Source organism: Longimicrobium sp. (assembly GCF_036387355.1).
In the GTDB taxonomy this organism is placed as follows: Bacteria; Gemmatimonadota; Gemmatimonadetes; order Longimicrobiales; family Longimicrobiaceae; genus Longimicrobium.
Window position 1 is genome coordinate 1 of the sequence record NZ_DASVTX010000500.1, and the last position, 21,505, is coordinate 21,505.

Annotated in this window: 19 protein-coding genes; 11 read left to right on the forward strand and 8 right to left on the reverse strand. The window is 70.0% G+C overall.

Features of this window, described 5'->3' with window-relative positions; genetic code table 11:
* Positions 1-150 precede the first annotated feature (150 nt).
* The 4 genes from VF665_RS21465 to VF665_RS21480 form a co-directional block, all read right to left on the reverse strand.
* The gene (locus VF665_RS21465; protein ID WP_331055517.1) at positions 151-999 is read right to left on the reverse strand and encodes a hypothetical protein; all 849 of its coding nucleotides are present in this window, start codon (positions 997-999) and stop codon (positions 151-153) included.
* 535 nt (positions 1,000-1,534) lie between these two features.
* Entirely contained in the window at positions 1,535-2,899 is a 1,365-nt protein-coding gene (locus VF665_RS21470) for a hypothetical protein (RefSeq protein WP_331055518.1), read from the reverse strand.
* A 7-nt stretch (positions 2,900-2,906) separates the two neighbouring features.
* A complete protein-coding gene (locus tag VF665_RS21475) occupies positions 2,907-3,290 on the reverse strand; it encodes a hypothetical protein (protein ID WP_331055519.1) in 384 nt (127 codons plus the stop codon).
* 621 nt (positions 3,291-3,911) lie between these two features.
* Positions 3,912-4,958 (reverse strand): hypothetical protein, encoded by a 1,047-nt coding sequence (locus VF665_RS21480; protein WP_331055520.1) that lies wholly within the window; start codon positions 4,956-4,958, stop codon positions 3,912-3,914.
* Between the two features lie 361 nt (positions 4,959-5,319).
* Between VF665_RS21480 and VF665_RS21485 the strand changes: the two genes are divergently transcribed.
* From VF665_RS21485 to VF665_RS21495, 3 genes are all read left to right on the forward strand, one after another.
* Complete coding sequence (locus VF665_RS21485; protein WP_331055521.1) at positions 5,320-7,140, forward strand: serine hydrolase; 1,821 nt, start codon at positions 5,320-5,322, stop codon at positions 7,138-7,140.
* 67 nt (positions 7,141-7,207) lie between these two features.
* Positions 7,208-7,675: an SET domain-containing protein gene (locus VF665_RS21490; RefSeq protein WP_331055522.1), complete on the forward strand. Its 468-nt coding sequence runs from the start codon at positions 7,208-7,210 to the stop codon at positions 7,673-7,675.
* Between the two features lie 30 nt (positions 7,676-7,705).
* Complete coding sequence (locus VF665_RS21495) at positions 7,706-9,133, forward strand: peptidylprolyl isomerase (RefSeq protein WP_331055523.1); 1,428 nt, start codon at positions 7,706-7,708, stop codon at positions 9,131-9,133.
* 96 nt (positions 9,134-9,229) lie between these two features.
* Here the strand turns inward: VF665_RS21495 and VF665_RS21500 are convergent, their stop codons facing one another.
* Both VF665_RS21500 and VF665_RS21505 read right to left on the reverse strand, forming a co-directional pair.
* Entirely contained in the window at positions 9,230-10,075 is an 846-nt protein-coding gene (locus tag VF665_RS21500; protein WP_331055524.1) for a caspase family protein, read from the reverse strand.
* Positions 10,076-10,118: 43 nt separating this feature from the next.
* A complete protein-coding gene (locus VF665_RS21505; RefSeq protein ID WP_331055525.1) occupies positions 10,119-10,949 on the reverse strand; it encodes a hypothetical protein in 831 nt (276 codons plus the stop codon).
* A gap of 234 nt (positions 10,950-11,183) precedes the next feature.
* Between VF665_RS21505 and VF665_RS21510 the strand changes: the two genes are divergently transcribed.
* Together VF665_RS21510 and VF665_RS21515 are read left to right on the forward strand one after the other, a co-directional pair.
* The gene (locus VF665_RS21510; RefSeq protein ID WP_331055526.1) at positions 11,184-11,966 is read left to right on the forward strand and encodes a sigma-70 family RNA polymerase sigma factor; all 783 of its coding nucleotides are present in this window, start codon (positions 11,184-11,186) and stop codon (positions 11,964-11,966) included.
* A 73-nt stretch (positions 11,967-12,039) separates the two neighbouring features.
* Entirely contained in the window at positions 12,040-13,194 is a 1,155-nt protein-coding gene (locus tag VF665_RS21515) for a hypothetical protein (RefSeq protein WP_331055527.1), read from the forward strand.
* Between the two features lie 59 nt (positions 13,195-13,253).
* On the opposite strand, the gene VF665_RS21520 is transcribed toward VF665_RS21515, so the two are convergent.
* Positions 13,254-16,370: a CHAT domain-containing protein gene (locus VF665_RS21520; protein WP_331055528.1), complete on the reverse strand. Its 3,117-nt coding sequence runs from the start codon at positions 16,368-16,370 to the stop codon at positions 13,254-13,256.
* A 259-nt stretch (positions 16,371-16,629) separates the two neighbouring features.
* Here VF665_RS21520 and VF665_RS21525 point away from each other — a divergent pair, with 259 nt between their 5' ends.
* A complete protein-coding gene (locus tag VF665_RS21525; protein ID WP_331055529.1) occupies positions 16,630-16,929 on the forward strand; it encodes a hypothetical protein in 300 nt (99 codons plus the stop codon).
* 450 nt (positions 16,930-17,379) lie between these two features.
* Complete coding sequence (locus VF665_RS21530; protein ID WP_331055530.1) at positions 17,380-17,658, forward strand: hypothetical protein; 279 nt, start codon at positions 17,380-17,382, stop codon at positions 17,656-17,658.
* Between the two features lie 83 nt (positions 17,659-17,741).
* Here VF665_RS21530 and VF665_RS21535 read toward each other — a convergent pair whose 3' ends face one another.
* On the reverse strand, positions 17,742-18,284 hold the full coding sequence (locus tag VF665_RS21535) for a GNAT family N-acetyltransferase (RefSeq protein ID WP_331055531.1): 543 nt from the start codon (positions 18,282-18,284) through the stop codon (positions 17,742-17,744).
* A 182-nt stretch (positions 18,285-18,466) separates the two neighbouring features.
* Here VF665_RS21535 and VF665_RS21540 point away from each other — a divergent pair, with 182 nt between their 5' ends.
* The 4 genes from VF665_RS21540 (at position 18,467) to VF665_RS21555 (ending at position 21,486) form a co-directional block, all read left to right on the forward strand.
* Entirely contained in the window at positions 18,467-18,949 is a 483-nt protein-coding gene (locus VF665_RS21540; protein ID WP_331055532.1) for a DUF1579 domain-containing protein, read from the forward strand.
* Between the two features lie 118 nt (positions 18,950-19,067).
* Positions 19,068-19,916: a DUF3667 domain-containing protein gene (locus VF665_RS21545; RefSeq protein ID WP_331055533.1), complete on the forward strand. Its 849-nt coding sequence runs from the start codon at positions 19,068-19,070 to the stop codon at positions 19,914-19,916.
* A 52-nt stretch (positions 19,917-19,968) separates the two neighbouring features.
* Positions 19,969-20,547, forward strand: a complete 579-nt coding sequence (locus tag VF665_RS21550; RefSeq protein ID WP_331055534.1) for a TMEM175 family protein — start codon at positions 19,969-19,971, stop codon at positions 20,545-20,547.
* A gap of 15 nt (positions 20,548-20,562) precedes the next feature.
* A complete protein-coding gene (locus VF665_RS21555) occupies positions 20,563-21,486 on the forward strand; it encodes a serine hydrolase (RefSeq protein WP_331055535.1) in 924 nt (307 codons plus the stop codon).
* Positions 21,487-21,505 lie beyond the last annotated feature (19 nt).

Below are 21,505 nucleotides of genomic sequence, written 5' to 3' on the forward strand. Positions count from 1 at the left end.
GCCGCCGCGATGAATCCCGCGCGGCGCGGTTGTGGTGCTCACGGCGGCGTCGGGGCCGGGCAAGCCATCACTCGCGATCGCATCATCATGGAAAACGGGACCGGCGCAGCGCTGCGCCGGTCCCGTTTCCCTTCGGACGGAGTGCCTGGATCAGGGCAGAAGGCCGAGGTACGCGGCCATGGTGACCGTCTGCTCGCCCGCGTCCACGGAGCGGAAGCCGGCGCCCACGAACACCTCGTTGTCGTTCGCGGAGGTGTACGACAGGTCCAGCGCGCCGTACGGGTTCGCGCCCACCCACATGGAGTACGTGGGCCCCGTCATGCGGACGCCCGCCACGGTCAGCTCGATCTTGCGGTAGCTGATCTTGAGGGTGCGCACGTCTTCGGTGCCGCTCTGGCCGACGCCGACGCCCACGATCGCGTAGCCGTCGGGCACCTCGCCCCAGGCTTCCAGTGTGTGGTTGGGAGACGAGCCGAAGCGGTAGTCCGCCGTTTCGCCAAAGGTGCCGTCGGCGTACACGCGGCGGCCGCGCAGGGCCAGCGTGGTGTAGTCGTCGCTGCCGTTGATGCGGGCACCGATGCCGGTGAGCACCCGGTATCCGCAGTTGGACGACGTGGTGCCCGACACCTCCAGCGAGCCGTACGGCTGAGATCCCGCGCGGTAGCTGGAGAAGCTGCTGATCAGCGCGCTGCACGGCGGAACGTAGCACCCGCCGTACGGGTCGCTGGTGTCACAGGGCGGATCGCAGGGCTCCTCCACGGTGCAGGGGGTGATCTCCTGCAGCATGCTGGGGCCTTCCCCGCCGCGGGTGATCACCAGGCCCTGCGGGCGGTAGTTGTTGGCAACGGCCTCGCCGGTCGCCGGGTCAATGCTGGAGGTCACCGCGAACTTCTGCTGCGGGGCCGCGCCAGGGGTCGCGAGGGTGGCGGGCTGATCGCACGCGGCGAGCAGCGGAAGCGCCGCCGCGGCAGCGGCGATGACAAGATTCTTGACGCGCATGGCGTACTCCTGGGGGGAGTCGATGGGTCGTCCGGCACGGTTGTCGTACCGGTGGTGGGAGTGCCGGCCGTCGCCGCCCCTCCCGGCGCCCGGGGCCGCCGCGGAGCCCCGGGTCCAGACCACGTGATCTTTTCCTGAATACTGTCTGATAACAATAGTGGCGGATACAGAAAGGCGCAACAGGGGCGTGCGCACGTCCTGGCGTGCTTGCCCGGTCGTACCAGGACGAGCGGGGGATAAGCTGCGTTCGCCCGCACTTCCGGCGCAGATGCACCGGAGAGATGCGGCGAGGGCGAGGAGAGGGTTTCGGCGCGAACCGGCTCTGTGCAGCAGGAGCAGCAGGCTTTCAGTTCCGGAGTCGCCGCCGGGCAGGATGGCCCCGAGTACGCGACAGGCAGCAGGAGCCAAACCGCCGCGTGCAGGCCCGGCTGCGCCGATTCAAGCGCCTTGGCCGTGCGGGAAAGGGGCGGGAACGCAGGGCGGAATGCAGAAGGTCACCGCCTTCCGCATCCCGCCTGTGGTGCAGGCCACCGGATCAGGGCGTGCGCTGTGAAATGGTGGGATCGGGGCTCTGCAGGTTCGGCTTTCCGGACCGGATGGAGAACCGCGTGACCAGCCGCGACGGCCGGGCATCGTCCTGCCGCTCCAGCCCCGTGCTGAAGGTGGCCCACAGCTCTGGAAGAATGCGGACTTCGGCGCCGAGCCCGGCATACGGCCGGGCGTCCAGGTCGCTGCTGAACGGCAACTGCACTTCCAGCAGTGCCTTGGCGGTGTTCCGGCCCATGAATAGCCGGCTGCCCACCAGCCACTCGGAACCCCGTTCGTCCGTGGCGGTGTCGCGCGCGGAGCGGAACCGTCCACCCACCATGAACTGCGCCCACTCCCTGAGCGGGTGCGTGTAGGTGCCCCACGCGGCGTACTCCGCGGGCCGCGGTGAGCGGCCAGTGGAATCCCGCGCCGCCATGCTGAACGCGCCGGCAAACTCCAGCGTCTGCTGGTTCCAGTTCCGCTCCGCAAACGCTTTCCGGGCCTCCACGATGGCCGCATGCGCGGTGTTCCGCCGTGCGGCCAAGTCGGTCAGTTCGGCCGGAAGCTTGTCGGGCGAATTCGTCAGGCACTCGGCGAGCCGGGCGGCCGCCGCCGCGGCAACAGAGTCCGCCTTGGGATCGCGAACAGGCGCGGGCGTGTCCAGACCCGGTACGATGAGCGGGCCGCCGCCGGTCGCGGGCGCAGGACACCGCCGCAGGGCAATGATCGTGTTCAGTTCGTTCCGCGCCGCCAGCAGTGAGCGTATCTGCCGCCGGTACTCCGTGTTCAGCCGCGGATCGGCGTCGTTGATGGGGCTGGTGCGAAGTCCCAGGGCGATCTTGGTGGGCTGGTCCTGGCCGTCGGCGCGGTGCGTGGCCAGCGACACGCGCAGCGTTGACCACGCCCGGTGAAAGAGGTTGGCCGGTGGTGCGCGATGGTACACGAGCGGAGCGCCGGCGGGCGTTCCCGGGGCGCGGGGCAGCGGATTGTCGATGTCCGCGGGAAGCCCGGCATACTGAGCGACCGTGAGGTTGCGCCCAAAGAACAGCAGGCTCGGCGCGATCTCGACCGCAAACGAGGAGGGCAGCGTGAAGCGTCCGTCCTTGTCCGTGAAGTCGCCGAACGCGGCCGAAAAATCGCGGACGGTGCTGGGGCGCAACAGCCCGCTCGCGTCCCCGCCGGTGAGCAGGAACGCGGGCGCTTCCGGGACGGCGATGTCCACCCGGAACGCGTCGGCGGCGGCGGTGCTGGTGGGCGCGGACGGCTTGGCCGCCGCGGCTGCCGCCGGCCCGCCCGCCGCGCCCGGACCCGGCTGCGCCGCCAGCGCGCCCGCGATGAACAGCAGCGGCGCCACCACAAGGTGCGTTCTCATCGCGTCCTCACTGCAACTGGAACGTGAGCGTGAGCGGCACGGCGTCGGGATCGTCGCCGCTGATGGTGTCCCACGCTGCGTCCCGCAGTTCCTCGTCGCCCTGGAACGCGCGCAGGTGGGCAGTGTTCTGCGCCCACGCCCCGGGCTCGCCGTCCACCTGGCAGAAGACCAGCTTGTTGTTCTGCCACCAGGTCGGTCCGGGCACCCGGTACCGATAATTCAGGGCGCTGTCCATGGGGTCGGCGGGCCCGAACCGCAGATTCTGGTTGGTAACAGGATCCACCAGCACCAGGCTGAACACGACGGCTGCCGGCGCTCCGTCAACCGTGACCACGACGTCGAGCGGCGGGCCGTTGAATGATCCCTGTGCGATCGCGCTGGGGTTCGACATACGAGCCTCCGGGGAGGTTGGGGGGTGAAGCAGGTCTCGGAACGACATCCGGTGCACACGGCCAGGAACCGCGTGCACCGGATGTTGGATGGACATGCCCGCCCCTTTTTCCGCATCCGTCGACGAGTGCCGGTCCGGGTCTGGACGTGGCGGGAGCGGCGGGAAGGTGACCGGAGAGCCGACGGGCGCCGTACTCAGTGATACTCCCGGACGTACTCGTACATCTTGTCGAACAGCTCCTTGTCCAGGTGCTTCAGGAACTCCACGCTGGGCACCATGCCGCGCGCATGGCGGAACTTCAGGTCTTCCAGCCTGTCCGATAAGGCACGGAACTGCGGCGACCCGGCGCAGCCGCGCCGGTACCAGGACGAGTGCGAGACGGGCTACGATCAACAAGCGGATATGGCTGCACGCCGCGAATCTGCACCCCGCCGCCCCGCGCGCGGGTGCTGGGATGGAGAGGCCCGAGCGTGAGGTCGCGCCGCGCGGCGCTCCGACGTGCGGCGCCTGATCGGCGGGGCCGGATTGACTGAACCGGCGCCCGGAAGGGCTCGCGCACCGTGCACGCGCGTGCGCATCCGCTCCCGTCCGTGATGCGCCAGGCGAGCAGTCCTCCCGGTACTACGGGGATGGATAGATGGCCTGCGCGGGGATGTTGGCCGTATTTCCCCCCGCAGTGGCATCCGCCGAGGCCGCCGCCAGTTCGGGCGGTGCCGCACCGTTCGACGCCGGCTTCTCCGGGGCACGCTTCGGCGCCGCCGCGGGCTCGGCGCTCTCCTTCTTCACCTGCGAGCCCCGCCCCAGGATGTAGCCCGCGATGCCGGAAAGGATGGCCGCAAGCTCCCGGCCTTCTAGGATCGACAGGATCCCGAACAGGATAATCGCGATGATCAGAACGAAGATCGTGACAAACTGAAGTCCTCCGTCGCTCAACATCAGTGATCCGATCGTCGCCTCGGAACTGCGACCGATCACGATGAAGAACGCAACGATCATCACGCCGATGAGCACCGAGAACGCAATGCTCATCTTGATCTTGAAGTCGATATTCTTGTACTCGGGTGCCAGTGCCAGGTCGATGGCGGTTTCACATCGCCGCAGATCCTCTTCCAGATTGGAGATGTTCGCCGTGAGCATCGCCAAAGCCTTGTCGACGCGCTCCAGGCTTTCCTTGGCCTGAGCCACTTCCGGGTCCAAGTGCTGCTTCAGCCGCCCGATGGATTGCCCGTCGACGCTGTCCGGCGTGCTCACTCCCCCCAGGATGTTGTCGTAAGAGATCGGAAGCGAACTGGCGATGTACACTTTTGCGTTTCCCGTCGAACCCCGGGCCAGCAGTGCGTCCAACTCGCGCGCAATCACCTGCCTTTGTTCCAGAATCGTTCTGGTTTCATCGCGAACCGTGCGCAGCGGATCGACCTGAGACCGCAGCCGGTCCAGCAACGCCTTCCTCTCCTCGCGATACTCGCGGAGCCGCTTGAAATTCCTCTTTGACTCCTCCGTGCCGAAGATCGAATCAAAGTTCCTGCTGATCGGCTCGACAACCGGCGAAGAATGCAATTGGCGATCTGCCATCGGAAATGCTGTCCCGAACCCGCCTCCAGCTTGGGCATGCGCCAGCGCAGGCGCGGAGGAGCAGAGAACGATGACGCAGAACCACAGCGTTTTCATGATGGTGCCACAAACGTGAATGGATGCCAGGGGCTGGCAAGGAAGAATTCCGGCGGGAATGGCAGTTTAATCGTGCCCGCGAGGTCGGCACAAGATTCTTATCCAAGCGTTACCGGCGGCCGCTCCCCGCCGGTCGAGACGCGGGCGACCGTGGCGCATGATGGATCAGCCGTACCGAACGGAGTACAGCGGTTTTCCGCACCGGGAGTCGCTGACCCGAGGTGGCGTACGGTCATGTTCGCCGTAGCTCGCCAAGGTGTTCGCTGTCTCTTTGGATCTCGCCGCATGCTTGCGGAGTGCCCGCCCGGCGGCGTATCCATGCATCCGTTCCCCTGACCGCCACCCGCCTCCCCGCCGGGTCATGATCGCGCGCATCCGCACCGCCTGCACGCTCGCCGCCCTGGCGGCCGCTCCCGCCGCGCTCGCCGCGCAGACCGCCGCGCCGCTGCGCGGGTTCGATGCATACGCAGAGCAGGCCATGCGCACGTGGAAGGTGCCGGGGTTCGCCATCGCGGTGGTGCACCGGGACAGCGTGGTGTACGCCCGCGGCTTCGGGGTGCGCGAACTGGGGCGCCCGGAGCCGGTGGACCCGCGCACCACCTTTGCCATCGCCTCGGCCAGCAAGGCGTTCACGGCCGCGCTCGTGGGCATGCTGGTGGACGAGGGCAAGGTGCGGTGGGACGACCACGTCACGCGCCACCTTCCCGGCTTTGAGCTCTTCGATCCGTACGTCACCCGCGAGATCACCGTCCGCGACCTGCTGACGCACCGCAGCGGCCTGGCCCGCGGCGACCTGGTGTGGTACGCGTCGGGCCTGCCGCGCGAGGAGGTCATCCGCCGCTTCCGCTTTCTGGAGCCCGCCAGCAGCCTGCGGTCGCAGTTCGGCTATCAGAACGTGATGTACCTGGCCGCGGGCGAGGTGATCGGGCGTGCGGGCGGCCGGTCGTGGGACGACATGGTGCGCGAGCGGCTGTTCACCCCGCTGGGAATGACGGCGTCCAACACCAGCACGACGGCGTTCTCCACGATGTCCAACGTGGCCACCCCGCACGAGGAGCGCGACGACACCGTACGCGTGCTTCCCTGGCGCAACTGGGACAACGTGGGCGCGGCGGGCGCCATCAACAGCAACGTGCTCGACATGGCGCGCTGGGTGCGCTTTCAGCTGGACAGCGGGCGCGTGAACGGCCGGGCGCTGCTCACCTCGGCCACCTTCATCGAGACGCACACGCCGCAGACCATCATCCGGCGCGAGGCGGAGGCGCGCAGGGCCAACCCGTACACCCACTTCTCGTCGTACGGCCTGGGCTGGTTCCTGGAGGACTACCGCGGGCAGGAGATCGTGCACCACGGTGGCAACCTGGACGGCATGACGGCGCTGGTGGCCATGATGCCGGGCGAGGACCTGGGGCTCGTCATCCTCAGCAACATGGACGGAAGTCCGCTTCCCGCCGTGCTGATGCGCACCGTGTTCGACCGCTACCTGGGCGTGCGCGGCAAGGACTGGAGCGCCGACATCCGGCGCATCCGCGACACGGCCCAGGCGCAGAGCCGCGAAACGGAGCGCAAGCGCGAATCGGAGCGGGTGATGGGCACCAGCCCCACCCTCCCGCTTTCCGCCTACGCCGGCACCTACGCCGACAGCCTGTACGGCGAGGCCACGGTGCGGCTGGTGAACGGCGCGCTGGTGCTGGACCGCGGCCCGTCGTTTCAGGCGGACCTGGAGCACTGGCACTACAACACCTTTCGCGCGAGGCACCGCGACCCGTCGCTGGGCAAGCCGTTCGCCAACTTCGTTATCGGCGCGGACGCCAGGGTGAGCGCGCTGCAGATGGAGATGGGAGAGACGGTGGAGTTCCGCCGCGCGGACCGCGTGGACACCACCGCCACGGTGCGCCTGTCGGACGCGGAGCGTGGGCGGCTGGCGGGCACCTTTCGCTCGGAATCGCCCGCGATCACCATCGAAGTGACCGTCGTGGAGGGGGCGATGCGGCTCAGCATCCCCGGCCAGGCGCCGTACACGCTCATCCCCGAATCGGCGACGCGCTTTCGCCTGTCGCGCGAGGGGATGCCTCCGGGCTTCTTTCTCTCCTACACGATGGATGGCGACCGCGTGGCGCGGGTGACGCTGGAGCAGCCCTCCCCGCGCCCCACGCTCACGTTCGCCCCCGTCGCGCGATGATCATGGATAGCGGGAGAGGGACCGCTCGCCCGGTCGGAAAAACGGCGGGCAGGGAGGATTGAAGGCGATGGCCAGACAGAGTTTCCGCATCCGGCAGCGCCTGGCGCTGCGCCGGTCCGGCATTCACGGCAGGGGCGTCTTTGCGCGCGAGCACCTTCCCGCGGGCACCCGGCTGATCGAGTACACGGGCGAGCGGGTGACGCAGGACGAAGGGGAGCGGCGGTATCCGTGGGAGGACGCCGCCTCGTATCACACCCTGCTGTTCACGGTGGAAGACGACCTGCTGGTGGACGGGGGCGTGGGCGGCAACATCTCGCGGTTCATCAACCACTCGTGCGACCCCAACTGCACGTCCGTCATTGAGGACCGCCGGATCTTCATCGAGAGCCTCCGCGACATCCCGCCGGGTGAGGAGCTCACCTTTGACTACAAGATGATCACGCAGGAGCGGCACACGGCGGCGGTGAAGCGGCGCTTTCCCTGCCACTGCGGCGCCCCCGGCTGCCGCGGCACGCTGCTGATGAAGAAGCGCTGATCTCCCCGTCCGCCTCGCCCGGGAAAGCCCATGAAACCGTTCTGGACCGCCCTTCTCGTTCTGCTCGCCCCCGCGCCCGCCCTGGCGCAGACGCGCGCCGACTCGGCCCTGGTGGGCCGCATCCTCGTCGCGGAAGACCGGCGCGACGCGTCGGATGCCGCCCTCGCGGAAGGGCTGCGGCACGCGGACGCGCGGGTGCGGCTGCTCGCGCAGCGGGCACGGGGACGGATCCGCGACACGCTCTTTGCCGCGCGCGATTCGCTGCCGCCCGTGGCCGCGGCGCCCGCGTGGCCGGAGCCGGCGTGGCGCCTCCGCTACCGGGCGCTCGCGGCCAAGCGGACGGACTGCGGCGCCCTGCGCGCCGCGCTGGCCGACAGCGCGTGGCAGGTGCGGCTGCGCGCCGCCGGTCTCGCGGACCCGGCGTGCGGCGCCGATCCCGCGTTCGTGCGCGTCCTCACCGGCTGGGTGGACGCGCTGCCGCGCGACACGCGGCGGCGGGCTGCGAGCGGGGTGTCGTGGCATGCGGGCGCGCACGCGGCGGTGGCGCTCGCGCGGATCGCGCCGGAGCAGGCGCGGGCGCGGATGGCCCCGCTCGCCGCACACCCGGACTGGCACGTGCGCCTGTACGCCGCGCGCGCCGCCACCCTGCTGGCCGACACCGCCCGCCTGCGCACCCTGGCGCACGACCCGGACGGCAACGTGCAGGAGGCCGCCATCGACGCGCTCTTCAAACTGGTCGGTCACGGGGCGGACGAGGTGTACCTGGCCGCGCTGGCCGGCACCCAGGCCCAGGCCGTCCGCGCCGCGGCGGCCGCCCTCAAGGGATCTCCCGCGCCCGCGGTCCGCGGTGCCGCGAACGCCGCGTTCGAGCGGTGGGTGCGCCGGGCGAATGCATCGGAGCGGGACGTGCGCGTTGCGCTGCTGGAAGCGGCGGGGCGCCCGGCCAGCGACGACCGGCCGCCCGCGCCCCGGTTGGGCCTCGCGCCGGACGCGGTGGCGCTCGCGCTGGGCCGCGACGTGCGCGTCCGCGTGACGATGTCGCCCGACGCGGGCGGGGGATCGTTCACCGTGCGGATGCGCGGCGACGTGGCGCCCATCATGGCGGCGCGCGTGCTCGCGCTGGTGCGCGGCGGCTACTACGACGGCGGCAGCTGGCATCGCGTGGAGCCGGACTTCGTGATCCAGGGCGGCGGCCCGGGAACCAACGAGTACGTGGGATACGCGAACTACCTGCGCGACGAACTCGGCACCCTCGCGCATCCGCGCGGCACCGTGGCCATGAGCACGCGCGGCCACGACACGGGCGATGCGCAGTGGTTCATCAACCTCAAGGACAACCCCCGCCTCGTTCAGGACTACAGCGTCTTTGGCGAGGTGATCGAGGGGATCGGCGTGGTGGACGGCATCCTGGAGGGCGACGTCGTTCAGTCCATGCGCGTGGAGCCGGCCGCGCGCTGAGGCGCGTCCTACGCGCCGTGGTGCGGGCGGCAGAAAGGGGAACAGACGCCATCCTGCGCGCCCGTTCCCCGTGGCCCATCCGGTTCCACGGGCCCGCTACCCCGCGCGCAGCGCGCCGCCCCGGCCGCCCGTCTGCCCGGTCCGGTCCACGTGAAAGGCCGGCGCCATGGAAAAGCCGGGGTCCGGCGCGCCCATCATGGCGATCTGCATCTGCTGCGGACTCTCGCACGTCACCCGCTGGCGCAGCAGGCGGTACAGGTCGCAGTAGCTGCCGCGGAACGCGCCGTCATCCCACAGGTCCAGCAGAAAGCGCGTGAACACCCCGTCGCGGGCCGGCTCGGTTTCTCCCGCCGCGCACAGCAGCAGCACGCTGGCGCGAATGCCGTCGTGATGCCGCGGCGGCTCGGCGATGCACGGGTTGCCCGCGAGCGCGTCCACGGACAGCGCCTGCCCCCGCCAGCGGACGGGCGCGATCCCGGCACCGGCGCGCCCCCCGGCCGGGAGCTCCAGATCCATCCCCGTGCGCCCCATTCCGCCGCCGTAGCAGCTTTCGGACACCACAACGATGCGCACGCCGCGCTCGAACAGGCTCCAGTACCCGGCCAGCGTGTCGTCCATCATCACGGTGTCGGCCAGGCACCAGGCCTCGTCCAACCCGTCGCGCTCGTCCGCGTCCTCGTCGCGCACCCGGACGCCGTGCCCGGAAAAGGTCAGGAGCAGCGTATCGCCCGCGCCCAGCGCGCCGGCGGCGCCGGTGAGTGCCTGGTGCACGGCGGCCCGGGTGGCCGCCGCGCCCCTCAGCACCTGCAGCGAATCGTAGCCGGCGCGCGTGGCCAGTTCCGCCATGCGCCACGCCGTCGCCTCGCTGTACTGCAGCGGCCTGCCGCCCTCGGGGCCGTGGGGGCGGTTCACGCCGATGTGAATGGACATCGATCGCGGCATCTGCGATCCTCTCCGTGGAAAGTGGGTTTGCGGACGGCCGCGGCTACAGGTCCGCCCTGCCGATGATGCAGGTGAACACGCTGACCCCCTGGTCCGGCGGAATGGCCGGGCACCCGCCCGCCATCTGGGGCGCCTCGGAAACGGGGCCCCAGTAGCGCGGCAGCACCACCGGAACGGGCGCGCCGAACAGCCCGTAGTAGGCCGTGAAGTGCGCGGCGGGGTCGCCCGGCTTGGGCATGGTGGCGTGGTCCACCGGCGCGGGGGAGGGCGGCAGCTCCTGCTGCGGCTCGTGGAACACCTGCACGTTCACGCGGCCGTCGCGGGCGTGCAGCGTCCCCAGTTCCCGCGCGGGTCCGCCGCCGCTCAGCGCTTGCAGGCTGAAGGTGACGCTGTCGCCCGGCATGTTGGGGATCTCCCATTCCGCCATGTTCGCGATGGGGCGGAACTCGCCGGGCCGCCACTCCCAGCACGCGCCCGGCGACACGCGGGTCATGGCGCCCGCGCCCAGGGTAATGCGGGACGTGAGCTTCTTGCGGTTGTCGGGGCCCAGGTGGTCGGGGTCCACGCCGCGGCCGGTCACTTCGCCCAGGTTCACCACCTGGCTGCAGATCGCCAGGCTGGCCGCGTCGCCGGCGGCCACCGTCATCACGCCGCCCTCGAGGAGGGCCAGCGCGGGAACGCCCAGCGACGGCCCGCCGGGCACCAGGTACCCCGCGTCGTACGACAGCACGGGAACGTGGCGGTCGGGGCCGTGGTGCCCGTGTCCCCCCATGCCGGGCAGCAGAACGTGCATGCGCCCGGTGCCCGGGGCGGCGGTGGGTTCGGGAACGAACAGGCACAGCCCGGAGAAGGTCATGCGGAGCGTGAATGCCATGGGACTCCCTGCGTGGTGCGTCGGTGGATGGGTGCCGGGGACTTCGCCCCCGCCGCGGGCATCTGCTGCCCCGCGAAGGATCAGTCGGCCACCGCGGACAGATTTCCCACCGGTGTCGCAAACTATCGGATCGAGTCCTCCAGAAGCGGCGTTGTTGTTGCGCGTGCGGAGCGCCGATATCTTGCCGGGAGCGTGTTCCTTGCCTTTGCCGTCCCTCTGTCCCCTCCGCCGCGAATGCCTGACCGGTCGGACCCCGAAAGCCTGTTTCTTGAGCACCGCGACTGGATTGAGCGTGCCGCCCGCAAAGCTTGCGTGCGGAACGGTCACACGAGTCAAGAAGCTGAAGATTTCGTGTCGGAACTCACGATGCTGCTGATGGAGAACGACTACGCCATCATCAGAAAGCACCGCGGCGAAAGCGGACTCAGGACGTACCTGTCGACCGTGATCGCGCGGCGGTTCGTAGAACTCTTGCGGGGGCAGCGGGGACGCTGGAGACCGTCGGCGGCCGCGGTCCGGATCGGTCCGCCGGCACCAGAGTTGGAAAAGCTGGTTCTCTGGCAGGGCCACTCGCTGGCCGAGGCCGGTGAGCTGTTGCGCACCGCGGGGCAGACCACGTTCTCAGACGCCGAGCTGGCGCGCTTGCTGAGCAAGCTCCCGGAACGACAGCCGATGCGGATTACGGAGGTCTCATCGGACACCGTCCCGGAGACCGCACAGAGTTCGTCCATGGCGGACGAGCACGTTTCGCGGACAGAGACGGATGCTGATCGCAAGAGGATCTTTGAAGCGCTGGAGCGGGCGGTGAACCAGCTGGATACAGAGGACCAGCGGATCGCGCGTCTTTGCTTTGAGGAAGGTCATACCATTGCCGTCGTCTCGCGCATGCTGAACACCGAGCAGAAGCCGCTCTACCGGCGGGTGGAACGGCTCCGTCTCCGCCTGCGCGAGATCATGGAAAAGGAGGGCGTGCGGTTGACTGATGCGCGCCAAGTCATTCATGGGGAGGAAGAATGACGCCTCCTTTGAGACTTTTCCCGAGCGCGACCGTCAATCAATTGCAGAACGCACCCACGACGGGAGGTGGACGGTGAAAGAGCCCGCACACGACGACGAGCGGCTCTCCGCGCGCGACGGGCACAGCGAGGGGCACCAGCGCGAGACGCCGGTAGTTGATGACGAGCGGCTCTCCACCTTGCTGGAGGGGCGCCTGACGGATCGCCAGCGCGAAGAGCTGCTGGCGCACCTCGACGCACACAGCGGGGAATACGACGTGCTGGCCGAGGCGGCTGCGATCCTGATGTCCATGGAAGAAGAGGACGCTCCACCGCCGGGAGAGGGGTTGCTGCAGCCGGAGCCCGCGATGGCCGGCACGGAGCCCGGCGCGCCCGAGGCCCCGCCGCCGGAGGTCGCTCCGCTCCGTGCATACGCGGTACGTCCCCGGAAGCAGGCGTGGCGAGGCGATCCCGCTGATTCCGTCGAGAGCGATGCGGCGGAGAGCGCGGCCGGCGAGGGTTCCGCGAGCCCGCCGGACCGCCCTTACCCGCTCCCCCCGCGCAGAGGTGGATGGCGGCGCCGCGCCGGAGCCGCAGGCGCCGTGCTGATGCTGGTGCTGGCGACCGTGCTGCTGGTGCGTGGACGGTCGCCAGGGGCGGACCCGATGGTGCTTGCCGCGGCGCTGGATCGGGGCAACCAGCGGCTGCCAGAGGGTTGGGAGAAGGAGCGCGGATGGGGAGTCCAACGGGGCGCGGCGGAAGCAAAGGCCGTCCAGGCGGGGGCACTGCTGGTGGACCTGTCCGTGGCGGCGCACACGAACGACACCACGCGCACCCGGGAGATCGCGACGCAGCTGCTGAGCCGCTACCTGCCGGGCGAGGCCGCCACGGGGCCTCTGCACCAACTTGCCGCGCGGGCCGGTGCGCCGCCGGAGGAACTGCGGCCGCTGCTGGCACAGGCGACGGAGCGGATTGAAGCCCGACTGGGGCGCGATCCGGTGCGCGCGGGCGCGTGGGTGGAGGCGGCGCTCCTGGCCGCCGATGCGCGTGACGAGGAGTTCTTTCAAGCGGATGCCACCGGCCGGCCTCCGCGCGCGCTGGAGCGGCTCGCGAAAGGGGACGCCGGTGCGAGCGGCGCGCTGGCAAAGGTTCGCGCCGCACTCCCCCGCGACGGCGCACCCGATTGGAAGATGCTGGCGAGCGAGCTTAAATCTTTGATGACCACCATTGACGGCTCACCCGAGAAGTGAGAACCGCGGGCCGCCCTTTGGAGCGGCCCGCGGTTGTTTGTGCTCCGGTTGCGTACGGATCAGCGGCCGGCGTAGCGGAATCCGGCCCAGACCGCCGGGGAACGACGGGAGCGCAGCATGTGGAGCTGCGCGTCCCGAAGCGACCGGGCGGGATCACCCGTCGCCGCGTAGCGCTGGTGAAACCTGAGCATAAGCGGCTGCGCCGTGGTGTCGTTCACCTCCCACAGGCTTCCCACCACGCCCCCCGCCCCCGCCCGCAGCATCGCGCCGGAAAGCCCCGCGAACCCGCCGGACCGCCCCGCGCGCGTGCGCAGCGTCCGGCAGGCGCTCAGCACCACGAGGCGTACGCCCGCCAGATGCAGCTGGTCCACCGAATCCGCCGTCATCCTGCCCAGGTTGGCATCCCCTGTATCCTTTGCCAGCACCAGGTACGATCGCCCGGGCCGCGTGTCGTCGAACACGGCGTGGCCGGCATAGTGGATCAGCGTGGCATTCTGTGCCGCGTTCACGAACTGTTCGCGCGTCGCGGCCGTGTCCTGCAACACCCTCCTGTTTGCATGCAGCCCGCTGATTGCGCCCACTTCGGCGGCGGCGCCGCGGAGGCGCTCCAGCGTGGGGTGGGCCACGGGGTCGAACGCGGGATCCGCCACAAACAGAGCCGGGCGGCTGGAGTCGCCCTTCGCGGGGGGGAGCGCGGCGTCGGCCAGCGTGGCCGCGTGGCGGATGACGTGATCCTCGACCAGATACCTCCCCCGGCGCGCATCCCACAGGGCGTTGAAGGGAACGCCGGCGATTTCCCCATCGGCAAGGATCACCAGGGGCGTTTCCGGCCGGCCCAGCTGCGCGGCCACGGGGCGAATCAGCAGGTCGTAGAGCGCCGCCAGCCGGGGCAGCAGCACGGAATCCGGCTGCCCGGACTCCATCGCGAGCCCCACCCGCTCAATGCTGCGCAGAAGGCTGTCGCGCTGCACCGTGCGCTGCGACAGGTGCACCGTATCGTACCGCGCCGTCCAGATGAGCAGCGTGTCGCCGATGAGGGAGTAGACCAGCGCCGCCTCTCCCGCTCGGCTGCGGGGCCGTCCCGCCGCATTCCCGCCCGCCTGCAGGGACACGCGGCTCTGCTCCCGCGCCGCGAGTGAAACGGTGTTGGAGCGCGTGTTCACGGAGAACATCACGAGCCGGTCCACGCGTTCCCTCGCCCGGTCCATCATCGCGGCCTGCAGCCGCGGGTCTGCCCTGCCGGCGGGGCCGCGAATCAACCGCATCGCGGAGTTCGAGTCCAACGCCGCGCCTGAGGTATCGCCCGCCGCAAGCCTCGCGTCTGACCGCAGCATGAGGGCGGGGACGAGCCAGTACGGCTCATCATTGAAGTGCCGTATGACGGAGTCGATGGCGCGCCGGGAACGCCGGCCGCCCCGCTGAACGGTCAGGCGGCGGAACATGGATACGGTGGTGACCCAATCCTGGGCAGCGCCGGCCGGCGTACGCTTCGCGAACACGTCGGCGGAGTCCAGATCGCGCCGGGCTCCCGCCGTGTCGCCGCTCACCATGCGCATCCGCGCCCGCGCGGTCAGGGCCTCGAACCGCACCGACGGCCGGCCGCGCACCCGTGTGGCCACGGCCATGTCCTCCTGGTACAACGCCGAGGCGGCGAGGGGCATTCCATCTCGCGAGGCGATGTCGCCCAGCAAGGTGAGTGCGTTGTGCAGCCGCACGGACTCCCGGTAGGGGCGGAGGAGCGTGACGGCGCGGTGCAGGAGCTGGTACGCCGCGAGCGTATCGGCCGCGAGGCCCGCCACCTCACCCGCGTACGACGCCGCCGCGCCCTGGTACTCGGTTTCGCCCAGTCCCGCGAAGAGGGCGCCCGCCGCCCGGTGCTCGGCCATTGCCTGCGGGCGTTCATTGCCCTTGCCCAGCCTGTTTCCCCTCACCCAGTGGGCGCGCGCCGCCAGCGCCGGGTGCCGTGCCGTGTCTGCACGCCGCAGAACGCTGAACGCCGCCGTCGTGTCGCTCGTGCGGTCCACCGCGGCCAGATCGATACGCGCGGACTGCACCAGGACGGAACAGGGCGGAGTTGCGTTCACGATCCAGCCGAGGTCCCTCTTGGCACCGTTGTAATCCTCTTCGGCCAACCGCTTCTGCGCGCGCGCCCACCGAACGTGCGCGCGCGCCAGGAGCGCGGTTCGGGTGCGGCTCCGGGATGCATCGCGGATGCTTCGCACCGCGTCCGCGAGGGAGCTGTCCGCGAGCCCTTTTCGGTTCTCCAGCGCCGCACCCAGCATCTCGGCCAGCGCAAGCTGGGCCGCGGCACGAACGCTGTCTCCCTTGAGCAGCGCTTTGCCCCACGCACCCAGAACGCGGTGGGTGCCCAGCAGCCGCGCCGTCAGCGGATCGTGCGCGGCGAACGCGGCCACCTGCTCGGCGGATGCGCCCGGTTCCGGTTCCGGAAGGGTGAGCCGGGGAGGCGCCCCGCGAGACCGGCGGCGCGCCTCGGCGGCCCATTCCGACGTGGAGTCCACGCGCAGATACGCCGCCCATGCCTTTGCGGCCTGCTCGTGAACGCCCATCCACTCCAGCGCCAGCGCCTTGTTGAAGAGCGCGGGCACGTTGCGCGGATCACGCAGCAGCGCCCGCTCGGCGCTCTCCAGCGCCACCACGAGATCCTTGGAATTCAGCGTCCGTTCCGCCCGGACCAGGTACGCGGCGGAAAGGTCCACCAGCAGCGGCACCGAGTCTCCGGCCAGATCCACGGCGCGTCTCAGCCCCTGAACCGCGGCGTCCGCCGTGGTGTCCGCGCCGTCCCAGTACAGCATCGACGTCAGAGCCGCGGCGCGCATGGAGTCGGGATTCCAGCCGCTCCGCGCGCTGGCCAGCCCGTACAGCTGCAGCGGCTGGTCGTCCGCGGCGCCGCACGGCTGGCGCACCATGGTGCTGTCCAGGTGCGCCGGCTCGGCGCTGCACGGGCGGTAGGGCAAGTCGATGGAAAGCCGCGCCGCGAACACGCGCCCGGGCGCTTCGCGCGCCAGACGTTCCATGGGAGACAGGCTGCCATCCGGGCGCGGGCCGGCGGTGGCCCGTCCCGCCCAGCTGACGACGGCGGCGGCGGCGAGCGCGGCCAGGGTGCAGACGGCCAGAATGGCTCGCGTGCGGCGGGCGAGCAGGTGGCGGAGAGGCACGAAACATCAAGGGGAGGCTGTCCCGGGAGGGACGGACTGCGGAGTACCACCTCTGGCGGAAAATGGTGGCAGGCGAGCCGCAGCACAAGGAGAGATTGCTCGGAAAGACCGCTCTGATCGTGACACTCGCGCCCCCAATCAGGACAGACCTGGAGGAGCGCGAATGTCTGCCCGCAACCGCGTGCGCTTGGCGTGCGGGGTGCCGCGGTGTACCTTGCCCGGCCAGACGGGGACTGCCGCGGCCGCACCACGAGGACGAATGACGGATTCAGGCGATACGTTCAGCGGAACGGAGGAGTTCGAGGACGATGCCGCGTACGGGTGGTGGCTCAACACGCATCCGGACGGCTACGTGCTGGCCGTGCGCACCCGTTCGGCGCCGCTGATGCACCGCGCCAACTGCCGCGAGATCGACCGCGACGAACATCCCGGCCGCCTCAAGGCCAAGGGCGCGCGCCAGGTCTGCGCCGAAACCAAGTCCGCCCTGCGCGCCTGGGTGGCCCGCGAGATGCCGGCGGACGGCAAGCTCGTGGCCCGCTGCCCCAAGTGCGGGCCCTGACCCACACGCTCAGCCAGCACGGAAAAAAAGCAGGGGCCCCCAAGACGGGCGCCCCTGCTTTTCATCATTCAACCTGAACGGAGTTCTCGGCTCGCCCAAGGCTGAGGCAGCACTCGCTCCAAATGAACACAATCTTGCGCATTCCGTCCCCAAAGCCAGCGACTGTCCGTGCTCATTGCGTAACCATCCCGCCGACATTCGCGTACGTGGTTCTGGGATCCAAACGCGCATCTTATCCAGGACGGTCCGGACAGCTACAGATAGGGGCCTTAAACGTGCAGCACCCTTTTCAGGTCCATCCGCGGCAGAATGACGCACCCACGCGACGGACCCTGGGCCAGCGCATGAGGCCCGGTACCCCTGCGCGGGTGGTTGCGAACGCCGCGGTGGATGCGCGTGCGCCCGGGCACTCCGGCGCCGCATCCCATCCTCTCACCGGGTGAGGCACAGATGAAGAAGCTCGCGCTCAACATCGACAGTCTGGCCGTGGAATCATTCGAGGCCGCCGCCGCCGCGCCGGACCGCGGAACGGTGAAGGCGTACGTAACCACCGGAAACCAGATCATCTGCGAGTGTAGCTACGACGTGGGCTCGTGCGACTACACCTGCGCGGACACGTGCGGGAACTCGTGCGGCGGCGGGTGCGGCGGCACGGGGGGCAGCGGCTTCTGCACGCGTGAGGTGACCTGCGCCACCGGCAACCAGATCATCTGCGAGTGCTACAACTAGCATGAAACGGGGGGAGAGCGGGGTGCGGCCCGCTCTCCCCCCGTCCGTCTCGCCCGTGCTGGTTGCGGCGGATTCGCGCCCGCTTACCCCCGCGGGCGGTGCAGGATGAGCGTTTCCTGCTCCTTGTACACGCCGCGCGCTGTCTGGCGAAAGCCGCACTTTTCGGCGACGCGCACGGAGGCCAGGTTCCCCGGATCAATCAGGCACACCGTCCGTTGGGCGGGGAGATGTGCGTCGCTCCAGCGCAGGACGGCGCCCACAACTTCCGTCGCGAAGCCCTGGCCGTGCGCCCACGGGGCCAGCACCCACCCCGCTTCCGGCGCGCCGCCGATGGACGGCGTGATGTCGCGGTGAAAGTCGGCCAGCCCCGCTTCGCCCACAAAGCGGCCCGTCGCCGTTTCGCGCACCACCCAGTAGCCGTAGCCGAGCAGCGCCCACAGGCCAGCGTAGCGCAGCAGCCGCGCCCACACCTCTTCCGCCGTGAACGGGCGCCCGCCGATGTACCGCGTCACCAGCGGGTCGGCCCAGAGCGCGCGGCTCTCGTCAAAATCGGCGAGCGTGTGCCCGCGCAGCGTCAGCCGCGCCGTGTGCAGCACGGGGATAGTGGCCGAGGTGTCGATGGTCATCCGCTCACACTACACGCCCGCCGCGCCCGCCGCCATCGTTCGCGCGGGACTCTTTCGGCGCGCGGCCCGGACGCGCATCATGTTCCGTCCGGGAAGGGCGGCCGCTTTCCCCATCGCCCCGGCCGCCCGTCATCGCCCCATCCGCCCCATCCTCCATCCACCGCTGAACGGCAGAGCACCGGATGAGCGCGCAAACGCAGAGCCTGCACCCGTTTCTGGCCCGCATGCTGGGAGAGTGGACGTACGTCTTTCAGGCCACCGCGGCCCAGGGCGAGCCGCCGGTGCGGTTTTCCGGCACCGAAACCGTGCGGCACCTGGGCGGCGTATGGATCGCCGCGGAGGGCAGGGGCGAGAACCCCGACGGCAGCGTGAGCACCACGCTCATGACGCTGGGCTATGATGCGGCGCGCCAACGGGTTGCGGGGGCGTACATCGGGAGCATGCTGGCGCACCAGTGGCTGTACGACGGCCAGGTGAGCGCGGACGGCACCGCGGTGGCGCTGGACAGCGAGGGCCCCAGCTACACGGTCGAGGGCGCCACGGCCCGGTACGTGGACACCATCCGTTTCGTGAGCGACGACCATCGCGTAATGACGTCGCGGTTTCAGGATGAGAACGGCGAGTGGCAGGACTTCATGCGCATCGACTACCACCGCCGCGACTGACCCACGCGCGCACGGACCCGTCCGTCATCCCCCCGATCGGCTGGCGGAAACCCCTTCGCCCCAACGGCGTAGTGCCGGGGACGCCCTGATCTTCATCCGCGGTTTTCCGCCATCGCACATGCAAGACACCCTTCTCCCTCCCGCCGGGATGCAGGCGCGCACGGCGTCCGGCGCGTGCCCGGCGTGCGGCACCCCGCGGCCGGACCGGTACTGCCCCAGCTGCGGCCAGCGCAGGCGCGAGAGGCTGAGCACCGAGTACGTGTTCCGCAGCCTGCTTTCCGACGCCGTGGGCGTAAACCGCGGGCTGGTGCACACCTTTGTGCAGCTGCTGCGCGATCCGGCGCGGGTGGTGAAGCACTACATGGCGGGGCACACGGTGAGCTACACCAATCCCGCCAGCTACCTGCTTCTGTTCGCCAGCATCACCGCGCTCCTCTTTGTGAACTCGGGCGGGATGGAAGACGCCGTCCGCAGCTTCAACGAAGGGTTCGCGCGGGGGAACGTGCCGGAAACCATGCCGCTGGCGCTGCGGAGCATCGTAGCGCACACCAGCGTGTTCGTGGCCCTCGGCGTGCCCATGACGGCGCTGTTCTCGCGCGCCATGTTCGCGGGTTCCGGCCACAACTACGCCGAGCACGTGGTGTTCAACGCATACGTGCTCAGCCACGTGGGGGTGTTCCTGGGGCTGGTGGACCTGGTGGGCGGCTGGTTGGTGCCGTCCAGGAGCGCGGCCAGCGCGGTGCTGTTGCTGGTGACTGCGCTGCTGGTGCTGGCGTACTACGCGCGCGCCGCCATTCCCGTGTTTGGCGAGCGCCTGGTGCCGGGCGTGCTGCGGTCCGCGAGCGTGCTGCTGATGGCCACGTCCGGCTTTACGACGCTCACCGGCCTGTCGGGCGCGGCGGTCGCGGCGATGGCGGCAAACGAGTCCTCCGTCGTCCCCGCGCCGACGCCCCGGCAGAACCGGTAGAAGCGGCTGGCGAACGCCCTCCCCGCCACACATTCACCCCGACACGCATCTGATGGGCACTGGCCGGCTCGAAGCGTTCAGCGACGGCGTTCTCGCCATCATCCTCACCATCATGGTGCTGGAAATGAAGGTGCCGCACGACGCCAGCATGGCCGGGCTGCGGCCGCTGATCCCCGTGTTTCTGAGCTACGTGCTGAGCTTTGTGTACGTGGGCATCTACTGGAACAACCACCACCACATGCTGCACATTACCGAGCACGTGGACGGGCGGATTCTGTGGGCCAACCTGCACCTTCTCTTCTGGCTTTCCCTGGTTCCGTTCGTCACGGGGTGGATGGGCGAAAACCACTTTCAGGCCGCGCCCACCGCGGTGTACGGGGTGGTGATGCTCATGGCCGGCGTGGCGTACTGGATCCTTACGCGCACCATCGTGGCGCGGCACGGGCCGGATTCCCGGCTGGCGGTGGCGACGGGGCGCGACCTCAAGGGCAGACTTTCGCCGCTGATCTACCTGGCCGCCATTCCGCTCTCCTTTGTGCGGCCGTGGATGGCGGGTGCGCTGTACGTGCTGGTGGCGCTCATGTGGTTCATTCCCGACTCGCGCATCGAGCGCGCGCTGATCGACCCCTGACCTGAAACCATGACCATGCGACGCCATCCCCTGCTCACGCTTTTCCTGCTCCTGCTCGCCGCGGCGCCCCTGCGCGCGCAGACCGTCGCGCCCGCCGCCCGGTCGGACCGCGCGCTGCAGGCCACGCTGGACAGCCTGGCGCGCGGCTTCGGCGGCCGGGTGGGCATCTACGTGCGCCACCTGCCCACGGGCGCCACCGCCGCCATCAACCCGGACTCGGTGTTTCCGACGGCGAGCATGATCAAGGTGCCCATCCTGCTCACGCTGTTCAACCAGGTGGAGCAGGGAAAGGTGGATCTGGAGGCCCGCGTTCCGCGTCCGGACACGCTGCGGTACCAGTACGTGGAAAGCACGGACGTGGTGGGCTACATGGCGCCGGGCGACACCCTTCCCGTGGGGGAGCTCGCCTTTCTGATGCTCACGGTGAGCGACAACGTGGCGAGCCTGTGGCTGCAGGCGCTGGTGGGCGGCGGCGTGTCGGTAAACGAGTGGCTGGCCGCCAACGGATTCGCGCAGACACGGGTGAACTCGCGCACCCCCGGGCGCGAGCAGGCGCGCTCCGTGTACGGGTGGGGGCAGACGACCCCGCGCGAGATGGCCGAGGCGCTGGTGATGATCCGCGAAGGGCGCGCCGTGTCGCCGCGCGCCTCCGAGCAGATGTACCGCATGCTCACCAACACGTTCTGGAAGGACTTCGGCGTGTCGCAGCTTCCGCCCACGGTGCAGGTGGCCAGCAAGCAGGGCTTCGTAGACCGGTCGCGCAGCGAGGTGCTGCTGGTGAACGCGCCGGGCGGCGACATCGTGCTGGCCGTCATTACCGGCGACCAGACGGACCAGAGCTACGACGCCGACAACGAGGGCCACCGGCTGATCCGCGCCGTCACCCGCGCCGTGTACCGGCACTTCAACCCCGCCGACCCCTGGCGCCCGCGTCTGTGACGGATGGCGGGCGGCGGCG